Below are 25,896 nucleotides of genomic sequence, written 5' to 3'. Positions count from 1 at the left end.
AACCACAAGTACTTCAGTACGGAGACATCCGCGGCACGGCTGGCGACCAGAGCGCCGACTTTCCCGACCCGCGCAGGGCGGCAGGCGAGCGACTGGCATGGCCGATGCAATGTCCTTCGATTTTCAATCGACGGTCCCTATCCCAAGGAGGAATCATGGCTCAGTTCAGTGCAGCGCCAGACAGTCACTCAATGCCCACCTACGAGGACGGCACCACGCCAGCCGATGCATCGATGCCGGCCCGCTACAGCGAGCGGCTCTACAACGAAGATCTCGCGCCGCTGCGCGCGCAGAGCTGGACCGCATACAACATCTTCGCGTTCTGGATGTCCGACGTGCACAGCGTCGGCGGCTACGTATTCGCGGGCAGCCTGTTCGCGCTCGGCCTGACGAGCTGGCAGGTGCTGGTCGCGCTGCTCGTCGGCATCACGATCGTCAACGTGCTGTGCAACCTGATCGCCAAGCCGAGCCAGGCGAACGGCGTGCCGTATCCGGTGGCGTGCCGCGCGACCTTCGGCGTGCTCGGCGCGAATGTTCCCGCGGTGATTCGCGGCCTGATCGCGGTGGCGTGGTACGGCATCCAGACCTATCTGGCGTCGAGCGCGCTCGTGATCGTCGTGCTGAAGTTCGTGCCGCAACTGCTGCCGTATGCGGACGTGCATCGGCATGGCCTGCTCGGCCTGTCGACGCTCGGCTGGGCCGGCTTCATGCTGCTGTGGGTGCTGCAGGCGCTGGTGTTCTGGCACGGCATGGAGACGATCAAGAAGTTCATCGACTTCGCCGGGCCGGCCGTCTATGTCGTGATGTTCATCCTCGCCGGCTACATGGTGTATCGCGCGGGCTGGCGCAACATCGGCATCAACCTCGGCGGCGTCAAATATCACGGCATGGAAGTGGTGCCGGTGATGATCACCGCGATCTCGCTGGTGGTGTCGTACTTCTCCGGACCGATGCTCAATTTCGGCGACTTCTCGCGCTACGGCAAGAGCTTTCGCAGCATCAAACGCGGCAACTTCTGGGGCCTGCCGGTCAACTTCCTCGCGTTCTCGCTCGTCACGGTGATCACGACCGCGGCCACGCTGCCGGTGTTCGGCGAACTGATCACCGATCCGGTGGAAACGGTGGGCCGCATCGACTATCCGCTCGCGGTCATTCTCGGCGCGCTGACCTTCACGATCGCCACGATCGGCATCAACATCGTCGCGAACTTCGTGTCGCCGGCCTTCGACTTCTCCAACGTCGCGCCGCGGCTGATCAGCTGGCGCGCGGGCGGCATGCTCGCGGCGGTCGCCTCGGTGTTCATCACGCCGTGGAACCTGTTCAACAATCCGGCCGTGATCCACTACACGCTCGACGTGCTCGGCAGCTTCATCGGACCGTTGTACGGCGTGCTGGTCGTCGACTACTACCTCGTCAAGCGCCAGAAGATCGTGCTCGACGATCTGTACACGGTCGAGCCCAGCGGCACCTACTGGTATCGCAATGGCGTGAACCACCGCGCGGTGGCGGCGCTGTTGCCGGCCGCGCTGATCGCAGTGCTCTGCGTGATGGTGCCGGGGCTCGACGGCTGGGCGAATTTCTCGTGGTTCATCGGCGCGGGGCTCGGCGCGCTGTTCTATCGCGTGCTCGCACGCTGAGCGTCGCCGGGCTTTCGCCACCGCAACAGGACATCGAACAACTGGAGTCATCATGCGCATCAAACTGATCAATCCGAACACGACCCGGCGCATGACCGAGGCGATGGGGCGCTGCGCGCGCGAAGTCGCCGCGCCCGGCACCGAGGTTGTCGCCGTCAATCCGACGATGGGGCCGCCGTCGATCGAAGGCTATTACGACGAGGCGCTCGCCACGCCCGGTCTGCTCGCCGAAGTCGCGGCGGGCGAGCGGGAGGGCTGCGACGGCTACGTGATCGCCTGCTTCGGCGACCCCGGCCTGTATGCGGCGCGGGAGCTGGCGAAGGGTCCCGTGATCGGCATCGCCGAGGCGGCGATGCACGCGGCGAGCGTGCTCGCGCCGGGCTTCTCGGTCGTGACCACACTCGCGCGCACCTGCGGCATGGCCTGGCATCTGGCCGAGCGCTACGGCATGAAGCGCTTCTGCCGCAACGTGCGCGCCACCGACGTCGCGGTGCTCGATCTCGACAGGCCGGGCTCGGCCGCGCGCCGCGTCATCCTCGACGAATGCCGGCGCGCGCTCGCCGAGGACGGGTCGGATGCGATCGTGCTCGGCTGCGCGGGCATGGCCGAGCTATGCGCGGAGATCGAGGACGCGCTCGGCGCGCCGGTGATCGAAGGCGTGACGGCGGCCGTGAAATGGACCGAGGCGCTGGTCGCGCTGCGGCTGTCGACGGCCAAGCGCGGCGACTACGCGCGGCCGCTCGCGAAGCGCTACGACGGCGCGCTGGCATCGTTCAGTCCCGGCGCGGACGAATCGGCCGCCACCGACGAGATCACCGGGCAAACCGCGCGCGATCCGGCCGGCATCGGCGCGGCGCTCGCACAGGACGATGCCGGCGCAACGCGGGTAAACGCGTAAAACTGCGGCCACGCACATACATTCCGTGTAACACGCACTATCTGCCCGGCTGTATGGGCGCACCGGGACCTTTTCGCTACACTGGCTCAACTCGGCGCGGCGGCGCACATCCGAACCCGCGCGCCGTCCGCGCCTTACGCGATTTTTTGGCCCCGTCACGTCACTACGCATCCGTCAAACCATGCCATTCGACCCGAACTACCCACGCGATCTGATCGGCTACGGCCGCCACCCGGTGCAGGCGAACTGGCCGGGCCGGGCACGTGTCGCGGTGCAATTCGTCCTGAACTACGAGGAGGGCGGCGAGAACTGCGTGCTGCACGGCGATCCCGCCTCGGAGCAGTTCCTGTCGGAGATCGTCGGCGCGGCCGCGTATCCGGCGCGCCATATGAGCATGGAGTCGATTTACGAATACGGCTCGCGCGTGGGCGTGTGGCGCATCCTGCGCGAATTCGAAAAACGCGGTCTGCCGCTCACGGTGTTCGGCGTCGGCATGGCGATCGAACGGCATCCGGAAGTGGCGCGCGCGTTCGTCGAGCTCGGCCATGAGATCGCGTGCCACGGCTATCGCTGGATTCACTATCAGGACATGTCGCCGGAGAAAGAGGCGGAGCATATGCGTCTCGGCATGGACGCGATCGAACGCGTGACGGGCAAGCTTCCGCTCGGCTGGTACACCGGCCGCGACAGCCCGAACACGCATCGTCTGGTCGCCGAACACGGCGGCTTCCTGTACGACTCGGATTACTACGGCGACGACCTGCCGTTCTGGATGGACGTCGAAGTGACGGGCGGTAAAACGGTGCCGCAACTGATCGTGCCGTACACGCTCGACACGAACGACATGCGCTTCGCGACGCCGCAAGGCTTCAATACCGCGGATCACTTCTTCACCTATCTGCGCGACGCATTCGACGTGCTCTACGAAGAGGGCGACGAAGTGCCGAAGATGCTGTCGATCGGCATGCACTGCCGGCTGCTCGGCCGGCCGGGACGTTTTCGCGCGCTGCAGCGTTTTCTCGATCACATCGAACGGTATGACCGCGTGTGGGTCACGCGGCGCGTCGATATCGCGCGGCACTGGCACGAAACTCATCCTTACCAACAAGACAACCGCGAGGCGGCGGCATGAAGGCGATGCACTACACCCTGGACCAACTCAATCGCATCTCGGCCGACGCATTCGTCGCGGCGCTGTCGGGCATCTTCGAGCACTCGCCGTGGGTCGCGGAAATCGCCGCGCAACAACGGCCGTTTGCGAGCGTCGACGAACTGCATCGCAAGATGTCGGCGATCGTCGAAACGGCCGGCGACGAGAAGCAGCTCGCGCTGATCAACGCGCACCCGGAACTCGCCGGCAAGGCCGCGGTGCGCGGCGAGCTGACCGCCGAATCGACGCGCGAGCAAAGCGGCGCGGGCCTCGCGCAATGCACGCGGGAAGAGTTCGACAAGCTGCTTGCATTGAACCACGCGTATCGCGAGAAATTCGGCTTTCCGTTCATTCTCGCGGTGCGCGGCTATGACCGTCACGGCATCATCGCGAACTTCGAAGCGCGCGTGAACAATAGCCGCGCCGACGAATTGCGCGCGAGCCTCGACCAGATCTATCGCATTGCACGTTTCCGGCTCGACGAGCTGATCGACGCTTGACGCGTTCGGCGTCACGCGCCGGACCGTGGCGCGAACCGTGACGTTTTTCCGGCGTTTTTTCGCCTCAACCGATATCAAGGACGACAAAGATGGCACTTCCGATTCTCGACCCCAACGCACCGGAATTCACGCGCCGTTACGTGAATCTGGCGGATCCGCGTCTGGGCGCGCAGGCGCTCGAGGCCAGCGACGAATTCTTCGCGCCGAAGGACCGCATGCTGAATCCGGAGGCCGCCGTCTTCATTCCGGGCAAGTACGACGACAACGGCAAGTGGATGGACGGCTGGGAAACGCGCCGCAAGCGCACGACCGGCTACGACTGGTGCGTCGTCAAGCTCGCGCGCCCGGGCGTCATCAAGGGGCTCGACCTCGATACGAGCCACTTCACCGGCAATTTCCCGCCGGCGGCGTCGGTGGAAGCGGCGCGCGTCGTCGACGGCACGCCGAACCAGTCGACGCAATGGACCGAGATCGTGCCGTCGACCACGTTGCAGGGCAATAGCCACCACTATCTCGAAGTCGGCGACACGAACGCATACACGCATCTGCGCGTGAACATCTATCCGGACGGCGGTATCGCGCGTCTGCGCGTGTACGGCCAGCCGCAGGTCGACTGGGCCGGCGCGAGCCGCACCGAGCAGTTCGATCTCGCCGCGATGGAAAACGGTGCCTATCTGGTCGGCGCGAACAACCAGCACTTCGGCGCGGCCTCGACGCTGCTGATGCCGGGCCGCGGCGTGAACATGGGCGACGGCTGGGAAACGCGCCGCCGCCGCGAGCCGGGCAACGACTGGGCGATCATCGCGCTCGCGCAGCCGGGCGTGATCCGCAAGATCGAAGTCGACACCGCGTACTTCAAGGGCAACTATCCGGACCGCTGCTCGATCCAGGCCGCGTACGTGAAGGGCGGCACCGACAGCTCGCTCGTCACGCAGGCGATGTTCTGGCCGGTGCTGCTCGGCGAACAGAAGCTGCAGATGGACAAGCAGCATTTCTTCGAAAGCGAGATCGCCGCGCTCGGGCCGGTCACGCACGTGCGTTTCAACATCTATCCGGACGGCGGGGTCTCGCGTCTGCGTCTGTGGGGTACGCTCGAATGAAAACGCTCGCCATCGAACCGCTGACGAAGGAAGCATTCGCCGCATTCGGCGACGTGATCGAACTCGAAGGCGCGAAGCAGATCCCGATCAACCTCGGCACGACGATCCGCTTTCACGATCTCGCGAACGTGGATGTCACCGACGAGAACGGCCGCACGCTCGTGAACCTGTTTCGCGGCCAGCCGCGTAAGCTGCCGTTCGAGGTGAAGATGCTCGAGCGGCATCCGCTCGGCAGCCAGGCATTCGTGCCGCTGAACGACAAGCCGTATCTGGTCGTCGTCGCGCCGGCGGGCGAGCTCGACGCCGGCAGGATCCGCGCGTTCGTGACGAGCGGCTGGCAGGGCGTCAACTATGCGAAGGGCGTGTGGCACCATCCGCTGATCGCGTTGGGCGAGGTGAGCGACTTTATCGTCGTCGATCGCGGCGGCGATGGGCTCAATCTCAATGAGCAGGATCTGGCGGAATCGCTGTGGCTCACGGAAGATGCGTTGAGCGCGGTGGCGGTTTGATGGTGGATGTCGCGGGTTAGTCCGCGGCGCTGGTGGCGTTGGTTAGCAAAAAGGCCCACGGTGTATGCCGTGGGCCTTTTTGCATCCATGAGTGCTGGTGAGGCGGAAGATCGAGGTCAACCCCGGCGCGCGCTTACTTCCGCTTGCCGAGAAGCGGCGAATGCCCGATTACTTCCCGCGCCCGCTCAGGCGGCTCGGGCGCCGAAAACCCCGCCGCTTCGATCGCCGGTTTGAGGCCCTTGAATTGCAGGCTTTTCTTCGGCGAGCGCAGCGACGCCATGCCGTCGTCCCACGCGTGCAGCATCTGTTTCGCGACCGCGCGCCACCGCGGTTCGTTGCGCGCCGCTTCGATCAACTCGTGACCGACGGCGACGGCCGAGTCGCACAGCGCTTCGACCATCTGCGCATAGTGGCGCGGCGCGATACCCATGCGCGTGTTGAAAAAGCGCTCCAGTGTTTTGCCGGCCGCCCAGGTCTTGCGGCCGTCGACGGCCAGGCCTGGCGGATTGGCCGCGAAGCGCGGGTAGGCCTGCGTCGTCACGACGTCGTAGACCGGCGTGAACGCGACGTCGTCGACCGACGTATAGAACAGCGCGACGTTCTTGGTGTGGCAGTCCGCGTTGCGCACGACGTAATTCGTCAGCAGATGCCAGCCGAGCTGCTGGAGTTGCGCGCGCATCGTGTCGCGATCGAGCAGATAGGCGCGCGCGGCGTTGAGCATTTTTTCGCTCGTGGCATTGTATTTTTCGTGCGGCGGCAAACCCAGCAGACCGCACATGTCTTCGACGCCGTACAACGGGAGTCCCTGTGCGTCGACATCGAAGCGCTCGACGATCAGCGCGCGGCCATCGTCCGACATCTGCGTGCGCGCGACCGGCGCGACGCCCAGCCGCTCCAGCACGCGCATCGAATAGAACTCGTTGAAGCCGAGAAAGGGCGTGTTGTCGTCCGAACCCTTGACGATGTGGCGGCTCGTGCGGATCGTGGGCTTGCCGAGCTGCAACGGTGCCGACGCGGCGGACTGCGCTTGCGGCGCGATGAACTTCGGCACGACGCCCGAGATGGCCGCGCGCGCATATTCGCGCACGAGCTGCGCGAAATGTTCGGCGGAGTTGTCGCCGTGCAGGATGTGCTGGACGTCGAGCGCCTGCAACTCGGTGCCTGGCGCCACGCCTTCCGGCGTCACGGTGACGCGGCCAATGCCCATCGCGCCCACTACGGCGAGCAATGACAGATCGGTGCCGTCGAGCAACGGCCCGAACTGCTCGCGGATCAGATTCAGCAGATAGCCCTCGGGCAGGTTCTGGCGGAAAAACGGATGCAGGTCGCGCGGCCAGCGCCATGCTTCTTCGCGCACCGGCATCGTCAGGCTGACGAAGTCGGCGGGGTTCGCGTCGCGGTTGTATTTGAGGACATAGTCGTCGCGCTCCCGAAACAGCGTGGCGACGTTTTTACCGAGCACCTGGACGTCGAGTTTCATGGCGTCGCGTCCGGGTTGCGCTGTTCAGCGAGGATGTCCTCGAGCGTGCGCCCGTGTCCGTGCGCGACGAACTTCAGATCGTAGCCGGCCGCCTCGAGCAGGCGCACGAGCACGGATACGCTCATATCGTTTCTGGCGAGGGTTTCCATGCGCGCGACGGTGGTGCGGGCGACGCCCGCGCGGCGCGCCAGTTCCTCCTGCGACAGTCTGGTGTCGTGCCGGACGGCTTTGAGCATGTCCGCGACGTCTGCGAGATTGGTCATGTGTAGCCCCAAGGCGTCAATCTGGACGCTTTATCGGCATATTGTAGCCCAAAGAGCACAAAAAAATATCTGATTTTGTGCCTGAAAGGCTACATCTTTGGTCATTGTTGCAGAATTTGTAGCCTTGAGGCGACAAAATGCCGGTCTGCCTGTTTGTCTGCCTCTTTGTTTGTCTGGCAGGCCGGTTCCGCGTTTTTTCCGGCCGAAAAAAACGGGCCTGCCGCTTTCGCGACAAGCCCGTTTCACTTTCCTGCCTTACCTCGCTCTATCGATCCCGGCGGCGGACTTCACCCGCGGTCCGCACGCCCGTTTCGCCACATCGATCGGTTACGCGATCCTCATTTCGCGGCGCCGCCTTCGAACCATGCGGCGATCTTCATCCGTTCCTCGTCGGTCATGTGCGTGACGTTGCCGAGCGGCATCGCCTTCAGCGTGACCGCCTGCTGATAGATCCGTTGCGCGTTCTGCGAGATTTCGTCCGGCGTATCCATCAGCACGCCCGCCGGCGCGCTGCCCATCATCGTCGGATGCGCGGAGTGGCAGGCGACGCAGCGCTGTTGCAGCACCGGCGCGATGTCGGCGACCTTGAGCGTCGGCGCGTTGGCGGCCTGCGCCTGCTGCACCACCGGCCGCGGCATCGTCCAGACGAGCGCCGTGCACATCAGCGCGACGCCGACGAGCGGCAGATACCACAGCACCTGGCCGCGATGGCGCATCACGAAGAACTGCCGGATCAGCGCGCCCGCGAGCATGATGACCACGAGCACGGCCCAGTTGTACGGATGCGTGTAGGTCATCGCGTAGTGGTTCGACAGCATCGCGAACACGACCGGCAGCGTGAAATAGGTGTTGTGCACCGAGCGCTGCTTGCCGCGCTTGCCGTAGATCGGGTTCGGCGTGTTGCCCTTGAGCATCGCGTCGACCATCTTGCGCTGGCCCGGAATGATCACGAAGAACACGTTGGCCGACATGATCGTCGCGAGCATCGCACCCATGATCAGGTACGCGGCGCGGCCGGAGAAGATATGGCACGCGAGCCATGCCGCGATCAGCACGTACAGGCCCACGCAGACGCCGAGCACCTTGTCGCGATTGCCGAGAATCCGACACAGCGAGTCGTAGACGATCCAGCCGGCGGCGAGAAAGCCGATCGCGGAGGCAACCGCGACCACCGGGCCCATGTCGAGCACGTTCTTGTCGATCAGGTACGTACTGGGCGAGAACAGATACAGCACGGTGAACAGACCGAAGCCCGACAGCCACGTCGTGTATGACGGCCACTTCGACCAGTGCAGGTCTTCCGGCATTTCGGGCGGCGCGACCGTGTACTTCTGCATGTTGTAGAAGCCGCCGCCGTGCACGTGCCACAGCTCGCCGAACACGCCACGGCGGCGCTGGTTCGGGTCTTTCGGCGGCGTCAGGCTGTTGTCGAGCGCGACGAAATAGAACGATTCGCCGATCCATGCAATCGCGGCGATGACGTGGAACCAGCGGATCGCCAGGTTCAGCCAGTCGGTAATAAAGCCTTCCATGAAACTCCTCCACTTCTGATTCGTTGTGCGCGCGTTGACGTTCGGTATGCCGGTGCGCCTGAGTTACGGGCTTCCGGCGTGATATCGCGTCGTTCGTCGCGCCGTCCGCGGGGTCAGGGACGCAGGGTGCCCGGTTCGCCGGACACGGTTTTTATGGATTCGGGGTTCGGGTTCGCGCGGGTTTCACGCACGCCTCACGCGGTTCTCAAACAGGGAATGCGGCCACGGGTCATGTGCCGGGTTGCTCTAGCTGCCCCGATACGTGCTGTACGCCCACGGCGACACCAGCAGCGGCACGTGATAGTGCGCGCCGGCGTCGGCCACGCCGAAGCGCAGCACCACGCGATCGACGAAGCGCGGCTGCGGCACCTGCGTGCCGAGCGACGCGAAATAGTCGCCCGCGCCGAACACGAGTTCGTATTCGCCGGCGACGAGCGCGTCGCCTTCGAGCAGCGGTTCGTCACAGCGGCCGTCGCTATTGGTCACGGTAGTTTTGAGCGCGCGGCGCGTGTCGCCCGCGAGCGCGAAGAGTTCGACCTTGATGCCCGCGCCGGGACGGCCGTTCGCGGTGTCGAGCACGTGGGTAGTGAGCTTGCCCATTCGCAATTGTCCTTGTGTGAATGCGAGGTGTCGGCGGCGGCCCGATCCATTTACGTTTGCGGCGGATCGAGGCTCCACGTCAGTGGCTACATACCCGTCGGCGAACTGAAGCGAGCGCCGTGAGAGCCATTGTAAAAAGGATGGCCCATCCGGCGCGCGAGCGATAGGAAAGATAATGACTGACGCATGATGGACAGCCGCATGAAAGCCGCCGCGCATCGCGCCGCGCGTTCGACGCCGCGCGCGGACCCGTCGGACGATCGTACCGGCGCCAAAAAAGGACCACTATATCGGCGGCGTGAAGTCGGGTATCTCGATGGCGCGAGTTGCCAGCGGGATTTTGGCCGCCGAAGGTGGGGGCTGTGCGGTGCGGCTCGTGCGAATCCGAGGCGGCTCGGGCGCGGCGCACTCCCCGAAGACGGCGCAACCACGCTGGGTAACCGAGCCCTTGGCGTTCGACGGAACGCGGCGGCACGGTCGGCGTGCCGCCGCATCGCGTTCGAACGGCTTTGCATGCAGGCAATCTGGCGGAGAAGACGAATGACGATGAACGAAGCAGCGCAGAAACCCGGCAAAACGATGCTCGTGAAGCACGCGGACGTGCTGGTCACGATGGACGGCGAGCGGCGCGAGTTGCGCGACGGCGCGCTCTATATCGAGGACAACCGCATCGCCGCGGTCGGCCCCACGGCGCAGTTGCCGCCCACCGCCGCCGAAGTGCTCGATCTGCGCGGCCACCTCGTGATTCCGGGGCTCGTCAACACGCATCACCACATGTATCAGAGCCTCACGCGCGCGATTCCCGCCGCGCAGAACGCCGAGCTGTTCGGCTGGCTCACGAATCTCTACAAGGTGTGGGCGAACCTCACGCCGGAGATGATCGAAGTGTCGACGCTGACCGCGATGGCCGAGCTGCTGCTGTCCGGCTGCACGACCTCGAGCGACCATCTGTATATCTATCCGAACGGCAGCCGGCTCGACGACAGCATCGCCGCGGCGCGCCGCATCGGCATGCGGTTTCACGCGGCGCGCGGCAGCATGAGCGTGGGCCGCAAGGACGGCGGCTTGCCGCCCGATTCGGTGGTCGAGCGTGAAGCGGACATCCTGACGGACACGCAGCGTCTGATCGAGACGTATCACGACGAAGGACGTTACGCGATGCTGCGCGTCGTCGTCGCGCCGTGCTCGCCGTTTTCGGTGAGCCGCGACCTGATGCGCGAGTCTGCGCTGATGGCGCGCGAGTTCGGCGTGTCGATGCACACGCATCTCGCGGAGAACCTCAACGACGTCGCGTACAGCCGCGAGAAGTTCGGCATGACGCCCGCGCAGTACGCGCAGGATCTCGGCTGGGTCGGCCGCGACGTATGGCATGCGCACTGCGTGCAACTCGACGACGCGGGCATCGAGCTGTTCGCGCGTACCGGCACCGGCGTCGCGCATTGTCCGTGCTCGAACATGCGGCTCGCGTCGGGCATCGCGCCGGTCAGGCGGATGCGGCTCGCGGGCGTGCCGGTCGGGCTGGGCGTCGACGGTTCGGCGTCGAACGACGGCGCGCAGATGGTCGCCGAGGCGCGGCAGGCGCTGCTGTTGCAGCGCGTCGGTTTCGGACCGGATGCGATGAGCGCGCGCGACGCGCTCGAAATCGCGACGTTGGGCGGCGCGCGCGTGCTCAACCGCGACGACATCGGCGCGCTCGCGCCCGGCATGGCCGCGGATTTCGTCGCGTTCGATCTGAGTCAGCCGCTCTTTGCGGGCGCGCTGCACGACCCGGTCGCGGCGCTGGTGTTCTGCGCGCCGTCGCAGGTGAGCCACAGCGTGATCGACGGCAAGGTGGTCGTGAGGGACGGGCAGTTGACGACGCTCGAGCTCGGGCCGGTGATCGAGCGGCATAACCGGCTGGCGCGGGTGCTTTATGAGGCGGCGGCGTAGGCAGGGAAAAGCGACGCGTGGCGGCCACCCGCGCCGCCAGCGGCCTCACGGCTTGTCGATCAGCGTCCTGGTCGCCTCGGCAACCAGCCCGCGCAGCCAGCGCACTTCGTCGGAGTAATGCACGCGCTCGTGCCACAACTGGTAGTACTGCATCGGCGGAAAATCGAGCGGCGCGGGCACCACGGTGAGCGGCAGGAACTTCGCGTAGTAATCGGCAAAGAGGCGTGTCGTCGTGAAGATCAGATCGGATTTGATCAGCACGTACGGCGCGAGATTGAAGTACGGCAACGTGACGACCACATGGCGCTTCAACCGCTCGCGCGCGAGGTGTACGTCGATCGCGCCGCGCTGGCCGACCGAGTACGGCGTCGGCGCGAGATGCGGCGCGTTCAGGTACTGGTCGAGCGTGAGCCCGCCGCGCTTCGCGAACGGATGCGTGTTGCTCATCAGGCAGACGATCTGATCGACGAACAGGTTCGACAGATGCAACTGCTCGGGCGGCTCCGGCCAGTTGCCGACCACGATGTCGAGCTTGCCGTCCTCGAGCGCGAGTTCGTAGTCGAACGCGGGGCCGAGCGAATGAAATTCGAGCGTCGCGTTCGGCGCGGCCTGGCGAAAGCGTTCGACGACCGTCGGCACGAACAGCACGTTCAGGTAATCGGGGCAGCCGATCCGGTAGCAGCGGATCGACGTGGCCGGATCGAAGTTGTGCTGCTGGAACTTGATGCGCTCGATCTCGCGCAGCGCGTTCTGCACCGGCTCGAGCAGGCGCAGGCCGTACTCGGTCGGCACCATGCCGGACTTGCCGCGCACCAGCAGCGGGTCGCCGGTGATGTCGCGCAGACGGCGCAGCGCCGCGCTGATCGCGGGTTGGGACTGGTTCAGTTTGACGGCCGCGCGCGTGACGCTGCGCTCCATCAATAGCGTGTGCAACACGCGCAGCAGGTACGTGTCGATCGCCTCGCGTTGCTGGCTCATGGACTCTCCGAAATATATGTGCTGGCTGATCGAACGAACGTGGGGGTATATGCGTTTTAATATGGACGAAAAACGACGTCAAGGGTGGCATACCCGCAGAGCTTGCTGTGGCGCGGGTTTGCGGGAATTTTGTCGGCTCGACTGAGTGGGTCGAATTAGGTATTGTCATCCGGTTGTGGTGACGGATCGTTCGCCGGTCGGGCGGAACGGATCTCCGGCAACCGCGCGACAACGAGCTGGCAACCAGGCGGCAACCAGGCGGAAAAGCGGCGTCACGAACGCACTACGGAATCTCATGAGCGACTCTCCACATAGCGACGGCGCGCAAACGACCGGCGAGGCGGTACCCCGGCTCGCGCTCACCGGCATCACCAAACAATATCCGGCCGTGCGGGCCAACGACGACGTCACGCTCGTCGTCGCGCCCGGCGAAATCCATGCGGTGCTCGGCGAGAACGGCGCGGGCAAGAGCACGCTGATGAAGATCATCTACGGCGCGGTGCGGCCCGACGCCGGCGAGATCCGCTGGGAAGGCGAGACGGCCGAGATCGCGAGTCCGGCGGCCGCGCGCAAGCTCGGCATCGGCATGGTGTTCCAGCACTTCTCGCTATTCGAGACGCTGACGGTCGGCGAAAACATCGCGCTCGCGCTCGACGAGCCGTTCGACCTGAAGGCGCTGTCCAGACGCATTCGCGAGGTGTCGGCCGACTACGGCCTCGACATCGATCCGCAGCGCCACGTGCATAGCCTGACCGTGGGTGAGCGGCAGCGCGTCGAAATCGTGCGCTGCCTGCTGCAGAATCCGCGTCTGCTGATCATGGACGAACCGACCTCGGTGCTGACGCCGCAGGCGGTGAGAAAGCTCTTCGCGACGCTGCGCCGGCTCGCGGCCGAAGGCTGCAGCATTCTCTACATCAGCCACAAGCTCGACGAAATCCAGGAACTGTGCGACACCGCGACCGTGATGCGCGGCGGCCGCGTAACCGGCCACGTGAAGCCGAAGGGCGAGACCCACGCATCGCTCGCGCAGTTGATGGTCGGCCATTCGCTGCCCGACTACACGCGGCGCGAGCACAAGCCGGGGGAGGTGCTGCTCGACGTGAAGCAGCTGTCGGTGGCGAGCGACGATCCGTTCGGCACGTCGTTGCGCGACGTGTCGTTCAGCGTGCACGCGGGCGAGATCTTCGGCATTGCCGGGGTGTCGGGCAACGGGCAGGCGGAATTGCTGGCCGCGCTATCGGGTGAAAAGCGGGCTGAAAAACGCAGCCTGCCTGCCGATGCGATCACGATCCGCGGCAAGCCGGCCGCGCGTCTCGGTGCCGGTGGCCGGCGCGCGCTCGGCTTCGGCTTCGTGCCGGAGGAGCGTCTCGGCCGCGGCGCGGTGCCGGCGATGAGTCTCGCCGACAACGCGCTGCTCACCGCGCATCGGCACAGCATGGTGAAGTCGGGCTGGATCCGGGCGGGCGCGATGCGCGCGTTCGCGCAGCGCTGCATCGACGCGTTCGACGTGCGCTGCGGCGGCCCGGATGCGCTCGCGCAAAGCCTGTCGGGCGGCAATCTGCAGAAGTACATCATGGGCCGCGAGATCCTGCAGGCGCCGAAGGTGCTCGTCGTCGCGCAGCCCACCTGGGGCGTCGACGTCGGCGCCGCGGCGTTCATCCGTCAGCAGTTGCTCGATCTGTCCGCGCGCGGCGTCGCGATTCTGGTGATCTCGGAGGAGCTCGAAGAACTGTTCGATATCTGCGATCGCATCGCGGTGCTCGCGGGCGGGCGGCTTTCGCCGGTGCGGGCGACCGGCGCGACCAATGCCGAGGAAATCGGCCGCTGGATGGCGGGGCTGTTCGGCGACCGCGAGGGCGCGGCGCCCGCGGCGGACCAGCCCGCGCATGCGTAACGCGCGTTTTGAAGCGCGCGGTGAGCAGGTGTGACGCGCGCATCCCCGGACCCTGAACAACAGAATACGAACCATCCCAGACCACCCATGACGCTTCCTTATCGACTCGAAGCCCGCACGGCGCCTTCACGCGCGATGCAGCTCGCGGTGCCGCTGATCGCCGCGCTGCTCACGCTCGCGATCGGCTTCCTGATCTTCGGCCTCGTCGGCCGCGACCCGTTGCAGGCGATGCATGCGTTCTTCATCGAGCCGCTGTCCAGCATCAACGGCTGGTCCGAACTGTTGCTGAAGGCGTCGCCGCTGTGCCTGATCGGTTTGGGTCTCGCGATCGGCTATCGCGCGAACGTGTGGAACATCGGCGCCGAAGGGCAGATGCTGCTCGGCGGCATCGCGGCGAGCGGCGTCGCGATCTGTTTCGATCAGGCGAGCGGCTGGTGGATCCTGCCGACGATGATGGCGGCCGGCGTGGCGGGCGGGATGGCGTGGGCCGCGATCCCCGCGTTCCTGAAGAGCCGCTTCAACACCAACGAAATTCTCGTGAGCCTGATGCTCACGTACGTCGCGACGCAACTGCTGATCTACCTCGTGAGCGGACCGTGGCGCGATCCGCAGGGGATGAACTTCCCGCTGTCGGAAATGTTCAGCGGCGACGCGCTCTATCCGACGCTGTACGGCGACTGGCACTGGAAATGGCTGCGCGGCACGCGCCTGAACGCATCGATATTCCTGACGCTGATCGCGATTCCGCTGGTGTGGCTGTTCATGCGCAAGAGTTTCGCGGGCTACCGGATGAACGTCGGCGGACTCGCGCCGCTCGCCGCGCGCTATGCCGGGTTCTCCGACAAGAAAACCATCTGGACTTCGCTCCTGATCAGCGGCGGCCTCGCGGGCCTCGCCGGCATGGGCGAGATCGCCGGTCCGATCGGCCAGTTGCAGGCGACGTGGTCGCCGGGCTACGGCTTCACCGCGATCATCGTCGTGTTCGTCGGCCGGCTGCATCCGCTCGGCATCGTGCTCGCGAGCCTGCTGATGGCGTTGCTGTATCTCGGCGGCGAAGCGGTGCAAACCTCGATGCAATTGCCGCAGGCGCTCTCCGGCGTGTTCCAGGGCTTGCTGCTGTTCTGCCTGCTCGGCGCCGACCTGTTCGTGAACTACCGCGTGCGGCGCCGTTCGGCGGCCGCGGTGGTTCGTTAAGCCCGCCCATCCGCTCACCGGCTACTTATGGATATCCAGCAAGCCAGCGCGCTCACGTCGAGCGCCATTACCGCGTCGATCCCGCTGATGTTCGCGGGCGCCGGCGAACTCGTCGCCGAGAAGTCGGGCGTGCTCAACCTCGGCGTGGAAGGAATGATGCTGATGGGCGCCGTGAGCGGCTACGCGGTCACGGCGATCACCGGCAGCCCGTGGCTCGGCGTGCTCGCCGCGATCGGCGCCGGGCTCGCGATGTCGCTGCTGTTCGCGTTCCTCACGCTGACGATGCTCGCCAACCAGGTCGCGACGGGACTCTCGCTGACGATCTTCGGCATCGGGCTGTCCGCGTATGTCGGCAAGCCGTACACGTCGGCCGCGGTGCGCGCGACGATCGACACGTGGACCATTCCGGGCCTGTCGAAGATTCCGGTGCTCGGCCCGGCGCTCTTCACCCTCACGCCGCTCGACTACCTCGCGTTCCTGATGTTCGCCGCGATCGGCTGGTTCCTGTATCGCACGCGCGCGGGGCTGGTGCTGCGCTCGGTCGGCGAATCGCCGCAGGTCGCGCATTCGGTCGGCTTTCCGGTGGTCGGCGTGCGCTACGGCGCGGTCGCCTTCGGCGGCGGCATGGCGGGGCTCGCGGGCGGCTACTATTCGATCGTCAATCTGCATCTGTGGCAGGAAAACCTGACCTCGGGCCGCGGCTGGATCGCGCTCGCGCTCGTCGTGTTCGCGACGTGGCGCCCCGGGCGTCTGCTGATCGGCTCGCTGCTGTTCGGCGCGGTCACGGGATTGCAGTTCTACGCGCAGGCGATCGGCGTGCCGGTGCCGACGCAGTTCCTCGCGATGCTGCCGTACGTCGCGACGATCGTCGTGCTCGCGCTGATCTCGCGCAATCCGAACACGATCCGTCTGAACGCGCCCGCATCGCTCGGCAAGCCGTTTTTCTCGGCGGGCTGAGCGGCGCCATGTTTTCGCTGCTTCCACTCACACGATTCGCTTATCACCATCCGCTCAACACCATCTGATCAACACGACAGGGGAACGACATGAAGAGAAGAAATCTGCTGACCGCTTTCGCGTGGGGCGCGGCCTCGCTCGCGCTCGCCGCGCCGCTCGCGCAAACCGCGCGGGCCGCCGACGCGCCGGGCGTCGCGTTCGTCTATCTCGGCAATCCGGGCGATGCCGGCTGGACCTTCGCGCACGACCAGGGTTCGAAGGAAGCCGAGGCGAAGTTCGGCAACAGGATCAAGATCACGCGCGTCGAGAACGTGCCGGAATCGGCGGACTCCGAGCGCGTGTTCCGCGATCTCGCGAACAAGGGCAACAAGATCATCTTCGGCACGAGCTTCGGCTTCCAGGATTTCCAGTTGAAGGTTGCGAAGGACTTTCCGGACACCGTGTTCCTGCACGCGACCGGCTACAAGAAGGCGCCGAACTTCGGCACCTACGACGTGCGCATGTACCAGGGCGCGTATCTGGCCGGCGTCGCCGCGGGCTACGTGACGAAGAGCAATACGCTCGGCTTCGTCGCGTCGGTGCCGATTCCCGAGGTCGTGCGCAACATCAACGCGTTCACGCTCGGCGCGCGCTCGGTGAATCCGAAGGTGCACACGAAGGTGATCTGGATCAATAGCTGGTTCGATCCGGGCAAGGAAAAGCAGGCCGCCGAAACGCTGATCGGCCAGGGCGCCGACGTGCTGCTGCAGAACACCGATTCGAGCGCGACGCTCGCGACCGCGTCGGAGAAGCACGTGCATGCGTTCGGCTGGGATTCGGACATGAAGAAGTTCGGTCCCGACGCGCACCTCGGCTCGGTGGTCGCGCACTGGGGCGTGTACTACAGCGCGGTGATCCAGCAGGTGCTCGACGGCAAGTGGAAGAACGATCCGGTGTGGTGGGGCATTCCGCAGAAGGCGGTCAACCTCGAGGATCTGAATACGTCGGTGATTCCGGCGGACGGGCAGAAGCAGGTCGCGGCGCAGCGCGACGAACTCGCGAGCGGCAAGCGTGACGTGTTCACCGGGCCGATCAAGGATCAGTCGGGCGCGGTCAAGGTGCCGGCCGGCAAGACGCTGACGGATCCGGAGCTGCAACGCCTGAACTGGTATGTCGAGGGGGTGGACGGGTCGTTGCCGAAGTAACAGCCGCGAAGTAAGAGCCGCGAAGTAAGAGCCGGTTTACGAACCCGCTTCGGCGTAGCCTCCGCCGTCGTGGTCCGCCTGCTTTTGAAAAAAGCTGCGTCCAGCCTGGATTGGACGCAGCTTTTTTTCGGCCGCCGGTTCGCGTTGAGTCCGCAATGTCGCGACGCGGCAAGGCCGCCGCTCAATCTTCCGCTTAATCCTCGATCCGCAGACCGACCTTGAGGGTCACCTGCCAGTACGCGACCTTGCCGTCCTCGATCTGGCCGCGCGTTTCCGTGACTTCGAACCAGTGCAGATTGCGCAGCGTCGCCGACGCTTTGGCAATCGCGGTGCTGATCGCGTCGTCGATCGATTTCGTCGATGAGCCGGTCAGTTCGATCTTCTTGTAAACGTGGTCTGACATGAATGTTCTCCTTGGTCTGCACCGCTGGTCGAAAAAAACGCCGTTTGGAAAGCACGGGTGAAAAGCGCGCTTTCAGGAAAAGTATAGGCAACGGTTCGCGCCGGTAAGCACCGTATCCGCCGCACGTAACACGTGGCTGCCCGTATGCGTGATCCCGCACATCGCATGCCCGGGGTTTCGCGGCGGCGCGCGGCCGTTATCATGTCCGCGCGATGTATTGCGCCAGTCAATCCGATAGCGACGAGGTTTTAACGTGGAAATTGGTTTTTGTGGCCCCGGTCTGATGGGGGCGCCGATGATCCGGCATCTGCTGCGCGCGGGGCATACCGTGCATGTCTGGAATCGCACGCGGGCCAAGGCCGAGGCGTTGCAGGTCGACGGCGCGCACATCGTCGATACGCCGCGCGAGCTGGCCGCGCGCTGCGAGGCGGTGCTGTTGTGCGTCGCGGACGCGGCGGCGGTCGAGCAGACCGTGTTCGGCGCGGCGGGGCTGCTCGACGGCGACCCGGCGGCGCCGCGCCAGGTGCGCTGGATCGTCGATCATTCGAGCATTCCGCCGGCGGCCACGCGTGCGTTGGCGCGGCGGGTGGCGTTGTATGGCGGGCGGGGTGACGCGGCCGATCCCGCTCCCATCGGCTGGATCGATGCGCCCGTATCGGGCGGCGTAGCCGGCGCGCAGGCCGGCACGCTCGCGATCATGGCCGGCGGCGCGGCCGCCGACCTCGCCGCGGTACGTCCCTTGCTCGACGCCTACGCGGCGCGCGTCACCCATATGGGCGAGGTGGGCGCCGGGCAGACCGCGAAGCTTTGCAACCAGGCGATCGTCACCGCGACCGTCGCGGCGATCGCCGAGGCGGTGAGCCTCGCGCAGCGCAGCGGCATCGACGCCGCGAGGCTCACCGACGCGCTCGCCGGCGGCTGGGCCGATTCCGTGCTGCTGCAAACGTTCGTGCCGCGCATGACGCAAGCCGGCCTCGCGCCCATCGGCGCGTTCCGCACGTTCCAGAAGGACGTCGACACGGTCGCCGCCACCGCCCATGAGACCGGCACGCCGATGCCGGTTGCGTCGACGGTCCAGCAGTTGCTGCGGCTCGGTGCCGCGATGGGCCTCGCCGACGCCGATCTGTCGGCCTTCATCGACGTTTTGCAGACGCCGCGCGGCGCGGCGGGCAGGTAGCGCGGGCCACGCGGGTTAGTTTCTCTATAACCTGCTAAAATATTGGGTTTTTCGCCGATATCACATTCAAAGGGACGCGCCGTGCTGTCTACTGCCAATATCACCATGCAATTCGGGCCGAAGCCCCTCTTCGAGAACATTTCGGTCAAATTCGGGGAAGGGAACCGCTACGGCCTGATCGGTGCGAACGGCTGCGGTAAATCCACCTTCATGAAAATCCTCGGCGGCGATCTGGAGCCGAGCTCGGGCAACGTGATGCTCGAGCCGAACGTGCGTCTGGGCAAGCTGCGTCAGGACCAGTTCGCATACGAAGACGTGCGCGTGCTCGACGTCGTGATGATGGGCCACACCGAAATGTGGGCCGCGATGACCGAGCGTGACGCGATCTACGCAAACCCCGACGCGACCGACGACGACTACATGCACGCCGCCGAACTCGAAGCGAAGTTCGCCGAGTACGACGGCTACACGGCCGAAGCGCGCGCGGGTGAACTGCTGCTCGGCATCGGCATCGCGATCGAAGACCACAACGGTCCGATGAGCAATGTCGCGCCCGGCTGGAAGCTGCGCGTGCTGCTCGCGCAGGCGCTGTTCTCGAATCCGGACGTGCTGCTGCTGGATGAGCCGACCAACAACCTGGACATCAACTCGATCCGTTGGCTGGAAGAAATTCTCAACCAGTACAACTCGACGATGATCATCATCTCGCACGACCGGCACTTCCTGAACCAGGTCTGCACGCACATGGCCGACATGGACTACGGCACGCTGAAGGTCTATCCGGGCAACTACGACGACTACATGCTCGCGAGCACGCAGGCACGCGAGCGTCAGCAGGCCGCCAACGCCAAGGCGAAGGAGCGCGTGGCCGACCTGCAGGACTTCGTGCGCCGCTTCTCGGCGAACAAGTCGAAGGCGCGCCAGGCCACCAGCCGTCTGAAGATGATCGACAAGATCAAGATCGAGGAATTCAAGCCGTCGTCGCGGCAGAACCCGTTCATCCGCTTCGAGTTCGACAAGAAGCTGCACAACATCGCGGTGGTCGCCGAGAGCATTTCGAAGAAATACGAGCGTTCGATCTTCAACAACTTCAGCATCAGCGTGCAGCCGGGCGAGCGTATCGCGATCATCGGCGAGAACGGCGCGGGCAAGACCACGCTGCTGCGCTCGCTGCTCGGCAATCTGCAGCTCGATCACGGCACCGTCAAGTGGGCGGAAAACGCGAACGTCGGCTACATGCCGCAGGATACGTACGAGGAGTTTCCAGCCGACGTCACGCTGATGGAGTGGATCGACCAGTACCGCAAGGAAGGCGATGACGAACAGATGGTGCGCGGCACGCTCGGCCGGCTGCTGTTCAACGCGGACGACATCCGCAAGTCGGTCAAGGTGCTGTCGGGCGGCGAGAAGGGCCGCATGATCTGGGGCAAGCTGATGCTCGGCCGCCACAACGTGCTGATGATGGACGAGCCGACCAACCACATGGACATGGAGTCGATCGAATCGCTGCAGATCGCGCTCGACAAGTTCGACGGCACGTTGATTTTCGTGTCGCACGACCGCGAGTTCGTGAGCGGTCTCGCGAACCGGATCATCGAAGTGAAGACCAATGGCACGCTCAATGACTTCGGTGGTAATTACGAGGACTTCCTGAAGAGTCAGGGGGTGGAGTAATTGTCCCACAGCGCCCATTCATGTGACGCCATTGTCCCAGTGGGACAATGGCGCATCGGGACGTACGATTCATTAGCCGCGCCAACCGTCGTCCAGCAGCCCGCCGCAGCGGCTGGCATGACAGCCTTCTAATCAGCCGTAGTGACAGCCGGTGGCGGCACGAGGAGCTTGAAAGCATGCGGCAGGATTCATTTCCCCCCAGAAGAGTCCCATCCCATTTCCCGGAGCAACTGGTCGTGCTCGTCATCGGGGTCAATGGCTTGAACGCAAAGCACAGGTATCTTCTTCATCAGCGGGAATGTCCGTAACACGTGACGCCATGACCGGAATCCCCACTTATGAAGCATCTGCTCAAGATCGTCGGCACCCGATTCGGAAAGGTCTCCGTTAGTCAGCACGGTCTCTACCACCGCGCCGAACTCTTCTTGGCTGAGTTGTTTGGTTGAGAAGGTGAGTTGAATTACCAGTAGCGGCTTGCTGAGAGGCTTTATGTCGCCACGCCAAACCGCAGCTTCTTGCTCAACGTCGAATGTCATGTCCCGTCCCAAGGCTGCGGCCAATGCGCCGCCCGTCGGGCCTTCGGGGAGTTTGAGTGGGATGCGGACTCGTTTCCGCGCCGCGATGATGGATGAGCCGTAATGTGAACCATCAAGCGAATTAATGGCCTTGACAATCGTGCCAGTAGGGCCAGTTTGTATCATGGTCCTCCTCCGTATTCCGCTTGGCAGCTAGGGCGATCTTACTCCAACCTGGAACCCAATTTTGCTGCGATTATTCGCGGGCACTTACGTCGCCCGCTCGCGCCCGCGCTCCCCGTAGGCGAGCCCGCGCGCATCTTTCCAGCCGCAGAGGGTGCCACGGTGCCCGCTCGATGGTCCTGCCCGCGCAGTACGTGCGGTGCGTCGGGATGCGTTTGCGGCTCGCGTACAGCGCGCCGCGCCTACCTCGGACAAGCCAACACATAGCAAGGATCAGCAGCCCGCGTAGCGTCAATCTGTTGCGCGCCTCGTGAGTCGCCGAAGGTATCTGGACGCCCGGACTATCGCCCGCTTTGCGCGATTTCCCGAATGACTTCTCCCAACATTCGCATCGGACTTTCCTTTCCCCGACTTGTGCTCTCCGAAGGCCTGATCGCTCTGGCAGCAGGGTGCCTCGCATGCTTGACCGCGGATGGCGCCAGATGATCTGGCAACGCGCTTTCCGCCTCTCTTCCAAGCGCAACGAACCAGACCGCATGAGGAAACAGGCCGATGAAGTCAGGCAGAATCTGGCCGGTCTCGCGCAATTCGCAGCCAGAGGGGCGGCGATTGCTCTGAGCGTTTCCGGTTATGAACGGATGGAACGGGAATGCATTCCACAGCGCAAATTCCATCGGTCCGAACCCATTGGCTAGCATCGTCCGCCATACGATCGACGCCGTTCTTTCATAAACGCCATATTCCCGGTCCGTGCCTCTGGATAGCTCACCGGGATTGCTGGTGCGGCTTGCCCGACCCGGTAGATAGTCAGGTGGCGGGCTGGCGTCCGAGCTCGCGGCGAGCCGGTTGAGTACCGTATCGTTGCCCAGCAGAATCCGCTCGGAGGTCATGGCAATGCCGGTAAAGCGACCGCCACGACAGCTCAGCGCCTCAGCGATCAGAATCACCCTGGCCTTCGAGCGGCGGGCGTCGATGTAGGCGGCAAGCTGTTGCCGGCGAATCAGCGCTGCATTGGCTCCGGGCCGGTCGCGTTCATCCGCCTGGGACCAAGGGTTGAACACGTCGGCCATGGCGGGCCATTGCGCGAGGCGCTGAGCGAAGTCGTGAGCGGTGGTCATGGCGGCAATATGGGGCGGGGCGTCGTCGCCACTCTATCAGCCGGGCCGGTCGATCCGCTGCCTTCGATGCAGTGAGGTGCGCGCCTTTTCCGGCGTTTCCGGTTAGCCATGCGATCGCCCCCGCGACCCACTGTCACAGTCCCGGCCATCGTCCCCGTCACGTTTGACCCGCGTCAATGCGCAGCGCGTCACGCCGCCCGACAATCCCCGCACGACGTCCATCAATCAAACGGGGAAGCCCATGAAGCACTCGCCCGACAAGCGAATCAAAGCCGCTGTTTTCATCAGCAGCCTGTTATGCGTAACCGCTTTCGCGCCCAGCGCCCACGCCGCAGGGAACGACACCGGCAACGACAACGACACGATGAGCGGCATCCATGCCGGCGACGTGCTCGTGCGTCTGCGCGCGATCAGCATCATGCCCGACGTGCGCACGAACCAGACGCTGTCGGCGCTCAACGTCGGCGTCAACAATGCGATCGTGCCCGAGCTCGATCTGACCTACATGATTCGCGATTATCTCGGCGTCGAGCTGATTCTCGGTACGTCGCGCCATCAACTGACATCGAGCCTCGGCAACCTGGGCGGCGTGAACGTGCTGCCGCCGACGCTGCTGCTCCAATATCATTTCAACCACGCGGGACGCATCCGTCCGTATGTCGGCGCCGGCCTCAACTACACGCTGTTCTACAACAACGGTCTGAGCGCGGGCGGCCAGCCGATTTCGATCACGAACCACAGTTTCGGTCCCGCGTTGCAGGCCGGCGTCGACGTGCAGGTCAGCCGCACGCTTTTCGTCAATGCGGACATCAAGAAAATCTGGATGCATACCGACGCATCGCTCGGTGGCCAGCCGCTCGGACGGCTGAATATCGATCCGCTGATCGTGGGCGTCGGGGTCGGCATGCGCTTCTGAGCGGCCGATGCGAAGGCGCGAGCCAAAAAAATGCCGGGATATCCCGGCATTTCTCATGCTGACAGGCAACGCGCCGCGGAGCCGCGCTGCCTACACCTTGTCGTTCTGAAACCGCATCGCCGTGCCTTCCCGTTCGATACGCGCCCAGATCGCGCGTTTTTCCTCGTCGCTCAGAAACACCCAGTTGGACACTTCGGCGGCGGTGCGGCCGCAGCCTTTGCAGACCTCGTCGAACAGCGTGGAGCAGACGCCGATGCACGGACTGTCGGGAAGATCGTGGAGATTCGAAGTCATCGGAAACCTTGAGGCGAAGAAGCGAAGTTCCGCTATGTTAGCCGATGCGCGGCGCGGGGCACGTCGTCGGCCACCTCCACCCGCCGTCAGCCGCCCGCCCTCACGCGCCCACCGCCAGTTGCCACAACAGCGCGCCATTGAGCACGATGATGAACGCCGCCGACAGCCACGCGAGCGCCAGCGGCGCGCCGCGCACCCGCCAGCCGCGCATCAGCGTCGCATCGGACGCGTAGCGGATCAACGGCACGACCGCGAGCGGCAATTGCAGGCTCAGCACGACCTGGCTTGCCACCAGCAGTTGATTCGAGCCGTGCTGGCCGAACATCGCGACCGCCAGCAGCGCCGGCCCGATCGCGAGCGCGCGCGTGAGCAGCGCGCGCTTCCAGCGCGGCAACCGTAACTGCAGAAAGCCTTCCATCACGGTCTGACCGGCCAGCGTGCCGGTGACGGTCGCGCTCAGCCCGCATGCGAGCAGCGCCGCCGCGAACAGGATGCCGGCCCAGTGGCTGCCGACCAGCGGCGCGATCAGCCGATGCGCGTCGGCGAGGTCGGTCACGTCGCGATGGCCGCTCGCGTAGAACACGGCGGCCGAGACGATCAGCAGCGCCGCGTTGATCACGAATGCAAACGCGAGCGAGCCGAAGGTATCGAGATTGACCACGTGCAGCGCGACCTTGATCTGCGCGTCGCTGCGCTCCGGCGCGTGATGTTTGACGAGCGCCGAATGCAGATAGAGGTTGTGCGGCATCACCGTCGCGCCGACGATGCCCGCCGCGAGCCACAGCATGCCGGCGTTTCTCAGCAGCTCGATGCTGGGCGCGGTGCCGGCCAGCGCGGCGTGCCAGTCGGGCCGCGCGAGCGCGAGCTGGACCACGAAGCACAGGCCGACGAAGCCGATCAGCGCGGCGATCACCGCTTCGAGCTTGCGGCCGCCTTTCTGCTGGAGCGCGAGCAGCGCGAACGTGCAGACCGCCGACATCAGCACGCCGACCGTCAGCGACACGCCGAGCAGCAATTGCAGCGCGACGGCGCTGCCGACCACCTCGGCGACGTCGCAGGCGATGATCGCGACTTCGCTGGTGAGCCACAGGAACAGCGTGCCGCGCCGGCCGGTACGCTCGCGGCACAGTTGCGCGAGATCGCGCCCGGTCACGACCCCGAGCCGCGACGACAGCCATTGCAGCAGCATCGCCATCAGCACGATGCCCAGCAGGCGATAGCCGTAGCCCGCGCCGGCGCCGAGCGCGGTCGCCCAGTTGCCCGGGTCGATATAGCCGACCGCGATCAGGGCGCCGGCGCCGAGGAACGAGAACCAGTGCGCCGGAGGCGCCGGCTCGCCCGGCAGACGGCGGCGGCGACTGGGACGCATCGTGAAGGGATTGGTGTTCATCGGTGCCTGAATTCCGGAATCGCATCCTCGTGCAAGCCGCGTGCCCATTGCAGGCCTGCAATGCGCGCGGAGCGGGCCGCGCGGCGGTGAGCGCGCATTCATCGCGCGACGGTTTCGCTCAGCTATTGTGCACTGTCGGAAACAATACGGCTTGCGCCCGCTGGAGGCCCGCGCCAGCCCCGCGACGGCACGGCCCCCATGCGGCGCGGCATCGCGATCGCGCGCCGCGTGGGCGGCGGCCGGCTACCCGTAAGCGCGAACGGGTCCCGACCTGACAACCAGATAACAACGCGAGCCGGCAACGTCACCGGCAACGGCCCGCAACCCCCGGCGCGGCAGGGTTGCGACGCCGCCGTCCCGCGCGTATTTTTTCGGTGGACACGCGCCGATAACCCGTTAAAATTGCGCCCATTTTGCAGTG

At 65.2% G+C, this 25,896-nt stretch carries 24 protein-coding genes; 14 read left to right on the top strand and 10 right to left on the bottom strand.

The window, feature by feature from the left end; genetic code table 11:
• The first annotated feature begins 155 nt into the window (after positions 1-155).
• The 6 genes from QM685_RS16025 to QM685_RS16000 all read left to right on the top strand — a co-directional run bounded on the left by QM685_RS16025 (position 156) and on the right by QM685_RS16000 (position 5,794).
• Complete coding sequence (locus QM685_RS16025; RefSeq protein ID WP_415117351.1) at positions 156-1,637, top strand: NCS1 family nucleobase:cation symporter-1; 1,482 nt, start codon at positions 156-158, stop codon at positions 1,635-1,637.
• Between the two features lie 52 nt (positions 1,638-1,689).
• A complete protein-coding gene (locus tag QM685_RS16020) occupies positions 1,690-2,535 on the top strand; it encodes an aspartate/glutamate racemase family protein (RefSeq protein ID WP_415117350.1) in 846 nt (281 codons plus the stop codon).
• Positions 2,536-2,716: 181 nt separating this feature from the next.
• Positions 2,717-3,667, top strand: a complete 951-nt coding sequence (gene puuE / locus QM685_RS16015; RefSeq protein ID WP_415117349.1) for an allantoinase PuuE — start codon at positions 2,717-2,719, stop codon at positions 3,665-3,667.
• Positions 3,664-4,185: a 2-oxo-4-hydroxy-4-carboxy-5-ureidoimidazoline decarboxylase gene (uraD, locus tag QM685_RS16010; RefSeq protein WP_415117348.1), complete on the top strand. Its 522-nt coding sequence runs from the start codon at positions 3,664-3,666 to the stop codon at positions 4,183-4,185. Before puuE ends, uraD begins: the two co-directional genes overlap by 4 nt.
• 89 nt (positions 4,186-4,274) lie before the next feature.
• Positions 4,275-5,285 (top strand): allantoicase, encoded by a 1,011-nt coding sequence (gene alc / locus QM685_RS16005; protein ID WP_415117347.1) that lies wholly within the window; start codon positions 4,275-4,277, stop codon positions 5,283-5,285.
• The gene (locus QM685_RS16000) at positions 5,282-5,794 is read left to right on the top strand and encodes an ureidoglycolate lyase (protein WP_415117346.1); all 513 of its coding nucleotides are present in this window, start codon (positions 5,282-5,284) and stop codon (positions 5,792-5,794) included. Before alc ends, QM685_RS16000 begins: the two co-directional genes overlap by 4 nt.
• 133 nt (positions 5,795-5,927) lie before the next feature.
• Here the strand turns inward: QM685_RS16000 and QM685_RS15995 are convergent, their stop codons facing one another.
• The 4 genes from QM685_RS15995 to uraH form a co-directional block, all read right to left on the bottom strand.
• Positions 5,928-7,274 (bottom strand): type II toxin-antitoxin system HipA family toxin, encoded by a 1,347-nt coding sequence (locus tag QM685_RS15995; protein WP_415117345.1) that lies wholly within the window; start codon positions 7,272-7,274, stop codon positions 5,928-5,930.
• The gene (locus QM685_RS15990; RefSeq protein ID WP_415117344.1) at positions 7,271-7,537 is read right to left on the bottom strand and encodes a helix-turn-helix domain-containing protein; all 267 of its coding nucleotides are present in this window, start codon (positions 7,535-7,537) and stop codon (positions 7,271-7,273) included. The genes QM685_RS15995 and QM685_RS15990 overlap by 4 nt, the downstream gene beginning before the upstream one ends.
• 338 nt (positions 7,538-7,875) lie before the next feature.
• A complete protein-coding gene (locus QM685_RS15985; RefSeq protein WP_415117343.1) occupies positions 7,876-9,069 on the bottom strand; it encodes a urate hydroxylase PuuD in 1,194 nt (397 codons plus the stop codon).
• 246 nt (positions 9,070-9,315) lie between these two features.
• The gene (uraH, locus tag QM685_RS15980) at positions 9,316-9,669 is read right to left on the bottom strand and encodes a hydroxyisourate hydrolase (protein WP_415117342.1); all 354 of its coding nucleotides are present in this window, start codon (positions 9,667-9,669) and stop codon (positions 9,316-9,318) included.
• A gap of 540 nt (positions 9,670-10,209) precedes the next feature.
• On the opposite strand from uraH, the gene QM685_RS15975 reads away from it, so the two are divergent.
• Positions 10,210-11,598 carry an 8-oxoguanine deaminase gene (locus QM685_RS15975; protein WP_415117341.1) on the top strand — a complete coding sequence of 463 codons (1,389 nt, stop codon included), beginning with the start codon at positions 10,210-10,212 and terminating at the stop codon, positions 11,596-11,598.
• A 45-nt stretch (positions 11,599-11,643) separates the two neighbouring features.
• Here QM685_RS15975 and QM685_RS15970 read toward each other — a convergent pair whose 3' ends face one another.
• On the bottom strand, positions 11,644-12,576 hold the full coding sequence (locus QM685_RS15970; RefSeq protein WP_415117340.1) for a LysR substrate-binding domain-containing protein: 933 nt from the start codon (positions 12,574-12,576) through the stop codon (positions 11,644-11,646).
• Between the two features lie 295 nt (positions 12,577-12,871).
• On the opposite strand from QM685_RS15970, the gene QM685_RS15965 reads away from it, so the two are divergent.
• The 4 genes from QM685_RS15965 (at position 12,872) to QM685_RS15950 (ending at position 17,805) form a co-directional block, all read left to right on the top strand.
• Positions 12,872-14,470, top strand: coding sequence for an ABC transporter ATP-binding protein (locus tag QM685_RS15965; protein WP_415117339.1), 1,599 nt, complete (start codon positions 12,872-12,874; stop codon positions 14,468-14,470).
• A gap of 87 nt (positions 14,471-14,557) precedes the next feature.
• The gene (locus QM685_RS15960) at positions 14,558-15,664 is read left to right on the top strand and encodes an ABC transporter permease (protein ID WP_415117338.1); all 1,107 of its coding nucleotides are present in this window, start codon (positions 14,558-14,560) and stop codon (positions 15,662-15,664) included.
• A 27-nt stretch (positions 15,665-15,691) separates the two neighbouring features.
• The gene (locus QM685_RS15955) at positions 15,692-16,621 is read left to right on the top strand and encodes an ABC transporter permease (protein ID WP_415117337.1); all 930 of its coding nucleotides are present in this window, start codon (positions 15,692-15,694) and stop codon (positions 16,619-16,621) included.
• Between the two features lie 89 nt (positions 16,622-16,710).
• On the top strand, positions 16,711-17,805 hold the full coding sequence (locus QM685_RS15950) for a BMP family ABC transporter substrate-binding protein (RefSeq protein WP_415117336.1): 1,095 nt from the start codon (positions 16,711-16,713) through the stop codon (positions 17,803-17,805).
• A 193-nt stretch (positions 17,806-17,998) separates the two neighbouring features.
• Here the strand turns inward: QM685_RS15950 and QM685_RS15945 are convergent, their stop codons facing one another.
• Complete coding sequence (locus QM685_RS15945) at positions 17,999-18,208, bottom strand: dodecin (RefSeq protein ID WP_233830446.1); 210 nt, start codon at positions 18,206-18,208, stop codon at positions 17,999-18,001.
• A 253-nt stretch (positions 18,209-18,461) separates the two neighbouring features.
• Between QM685_RS15945 and QM685_RS15940 the strand changes: the two genes are divergently transcribed.
• Positions 18,462-19,385 carry an NAD(P)-dependent oxidoreductase gene (locus QM685_RS15940; RefSeq protein ID WP_415117335.1) on the top strand — a complete coding sequence of 308 codons (924 nt, stop codon included), beginning with the start codon at positions 18,462-18,464 and terminating at the stop codon, positions 19,383-19,385.
• 81 nt (positions 19,386-19,466) lie between these two features.
• Positions 19,467-21,059, top strand: coding sequence for an ABC-F family ATPase (locus QM685_RS15935; protein ID WP_415117334.1), 1,593 nt, complete (start codon positions 19,467-19,469; stop codon positions 21,057-21,059).
• 188 nt (positions 21,060-21,247) lie between these two features.
• Here QM685_RS15935 and QM685_RS15930 read toward each other — a convergent pair whose 3' ends face one another.
• A complete protein-coding gene (locus tag QM685_RS15930; RefSeq protein ID WP_415117333.1) occupies positions 21,248-21,760 on the bottom strand; it encodes a hypothetical protein in 513 nt (170 codons plus the stop codon).
• A gap of 338 nt (positions 21,761-22,098) precedes the next feature.
• The gene (locus tag QM685_RS15925; protein WP_415117332.1) at positions 22,099-22,875 is read right to left on the bottom strand and encodes a uracil-DNA glycosylase; all 777 of its coding nucleotides are present in this window, start codon (positions 22,873-22,875) and stop codon (positions 22,099-22,101) included.
• Positions 22,876-23,116: 241 nt separating this feature from the next.
• Here QM685_RS15925 and QM685_RS15920 point away from each other — a divergent pair, with 241 nt between their 5' ends.
• Positions 23,117-23,791: an OmpW/AlkL family protein gene (locus tag QM685_RS15920; protein WP_415117331.1), complete on the top strand. Its 675-nt coding sequence runs from the start codon at positions 23,117-23,119 to the stop codon at positions 23,789-23,791.
• Positions 23,792-23,881: 90 nt separating this feature from the next.
• On the opposite strand, the gene QM685_RS15915 is transcribed toward QM685_RS15920, so the two are convergent.
• Both QM685_RS15915 and QM685_RS15910 read right to left on the bottom strand, forming a co-directional pair.
• A complete protein-coding gene (locus QM685_RS15915) occupies positions 23,882-24,085 on the bottom strand; it encodes a DUF1289 domain-containing protein (protein ID WP_415117330.1) in 204 nt (67 codons plus the stop codon).
• Between the two features lie 100 nt (positions 24,086-24,185).
• Positions 24,186-25,475 carry an Nramp family divalent metal transporter gene (locus QM685_RS15910; protein WP_415117329.1) on the bottom strand — a complete coding sequence of 430 codons (1,290 nt, stop codon included), beginning with the start codon at positions 25,473-25,475 and terminating at the stop codon, positions 24,186-24,188.
• Between the last annotated feature and the right edge of the window lie 421 nt (positions 25,476-25,896).

The sequence above is a fragment of the Paraburkholderia sp. genome, assembly GCF_047605525.1.
In the GTDB taxonomy this organism is placed as follows: Bacteria; Pseudomonadota; Gammaproteobacteria; order Burkholderiales; family Burkholderiaceae; genus Paraburkholderia.
The sequence above is the reverse complement of the archived record's forward strand: the minus strand, read 5'-3'. Positions and strand labels throughout refer to the sequence as shown.

Coding starts and splice junctions, on each gene's coding strand:
- QM685_RS15920 (WP_415117331.1), top strand. CDS start 23,117: ATGAAGCACTCGCCCGACAAGCGAATCAAAGCCGCTGTTTTCATCAGC.
- QM685_RS15960 (WP_415117338.1), top strand. CDS start 14,558: ATGACGCTTCCTTATCGACTCGAAGCCCGCACGGCGCCTTCACGCGCG.
- QM685_RS15945 (WP_233830446.1), bottom strand. CDS start 18,208: ATGTCAGACCACGTTTACAAGAAGATCGAACTGACCGGCTCATCGACG.
- QM685_RS15985 (WP_415117343.1), bottom strand. CDS start 9,069: ATGGAAGGCTTTATTACCGACTGGCTGAACCTGGCGATCCGCTGGTTC.
- QM685_RS15930 (WP_415117333.1), bottom strand. CDS start 21,760: ATGATACAAACTGGCCCTACTGGCACGATTGTCAAGGCCATTAATTCG.
- uraH (WP_415117342.1), bottom strand. CDS start 9,669: ATGGGCAAGCTCACTACCCACGTGCTCGACACCGCGAACGGCCGTCCC.
- puuE (WP_415117349.1), top strand. CDS start 2,717: ATGCCATTCGACCCGAACTACCCACGCGATCTGATCGGCTACGGCCGC.
- uraD (WP_415117348.1), top strand. CDS start 3,664: ATGAAGGCGATGCACTACACCCTGGACCAACTCAATCGCATCTCGGCC.
- QM685_RS15910 (WP_415117329.1), bottom strand. CDS start 25,475: ATGAACACCAATCCCTTCACGATGCGTCCCAGTCGCCGCCGCCGTCTG.
- QM685_RS15975 (WP_415117341.1), top strand. CDS start 10,210: ATGACGATGAACGAAGCAGCGCAGAAACCCGGCAAAACGATGCTCGTG.
- QM685_RS15965 (WP_415117339.1), top strand. CDS start 12,872: ATGAGCGACTCTCCACATAGCGACGGCGCGCAAACGACCGGCGAGGCG.
- QM685_RS15970 (WP_415117340.1), bottom strand. CDS start 12,576: ATGAGCCAGCAACGCGAGGCGATCGACACGTACCTGCTGCGCGTGTTG.
- QM685_RS15915 (WP_415117330.1), bottom strand. CDS start 24,085: ATGACTTCGAATCTCCACGATCTTCCCGACAGTCCGTGCATCGGCGTC.
- QM685_RS15995 (WP_415117345.1), bottom strand. CDS start 7,274: ATGAAACTCGACGTCCAGGTGCTCGGTAAAAACGTCGCCACGCTGTTT.
- QM685_RS16000 (WP_415117346.1), top strand. CDS start 5,282: ATGAAAACGCTCGCCATCGAACCGCTGACGAAGGAAGCATTCGCCGCA.
- QM685_RS15955 (WP_415117337.1), top strand. CDS start 15,692: ATGGATATCCAGCAAGCCAGCGCGCTCACGTCGAGCGCCATTACCGCG.
- QM685_RS15925 (WP_415117332.1), bottom strand. CDS start 22,875: ATGACCACCGCTCACGACTTCGCTCAGCGCCTCGCGCAATGGCCCGCC.
- QM685_RS15950 (WP_415117336.1), top strand. CDS start 16,711: ATGAAGAGAAGAAATCTGCTGACCGCTTTCGCGTGGGGCGCGGCCTCG.
- QM685_RS16020 (WP_415117350.1), top strand. CDS start 1,690: ATGCGCATCAAACTGATCAATCCGAACACGACCCGGCGCATGACCGAG.
- QM685_RS16025 (WP_415117351.1), top strand. CDS start 156: ATGGCTCAGTTCAGTGCAGCGCCAGACAGTCACTCAATGCCCACCTAC.
- alc (WP_415117347.1), top strand. CDS start 4,275: ATGGCACTTCCGATTCTCGACCCCAACGCACCGGAATTCACGCGCCGT.
- QM685_RS15990 (WP_415117344.1), bottom strand. CDS start 7,537: ATGACCAATCTCGCAGACGTCGCGGACATGCTCAAAGCCGTCCGGCAC.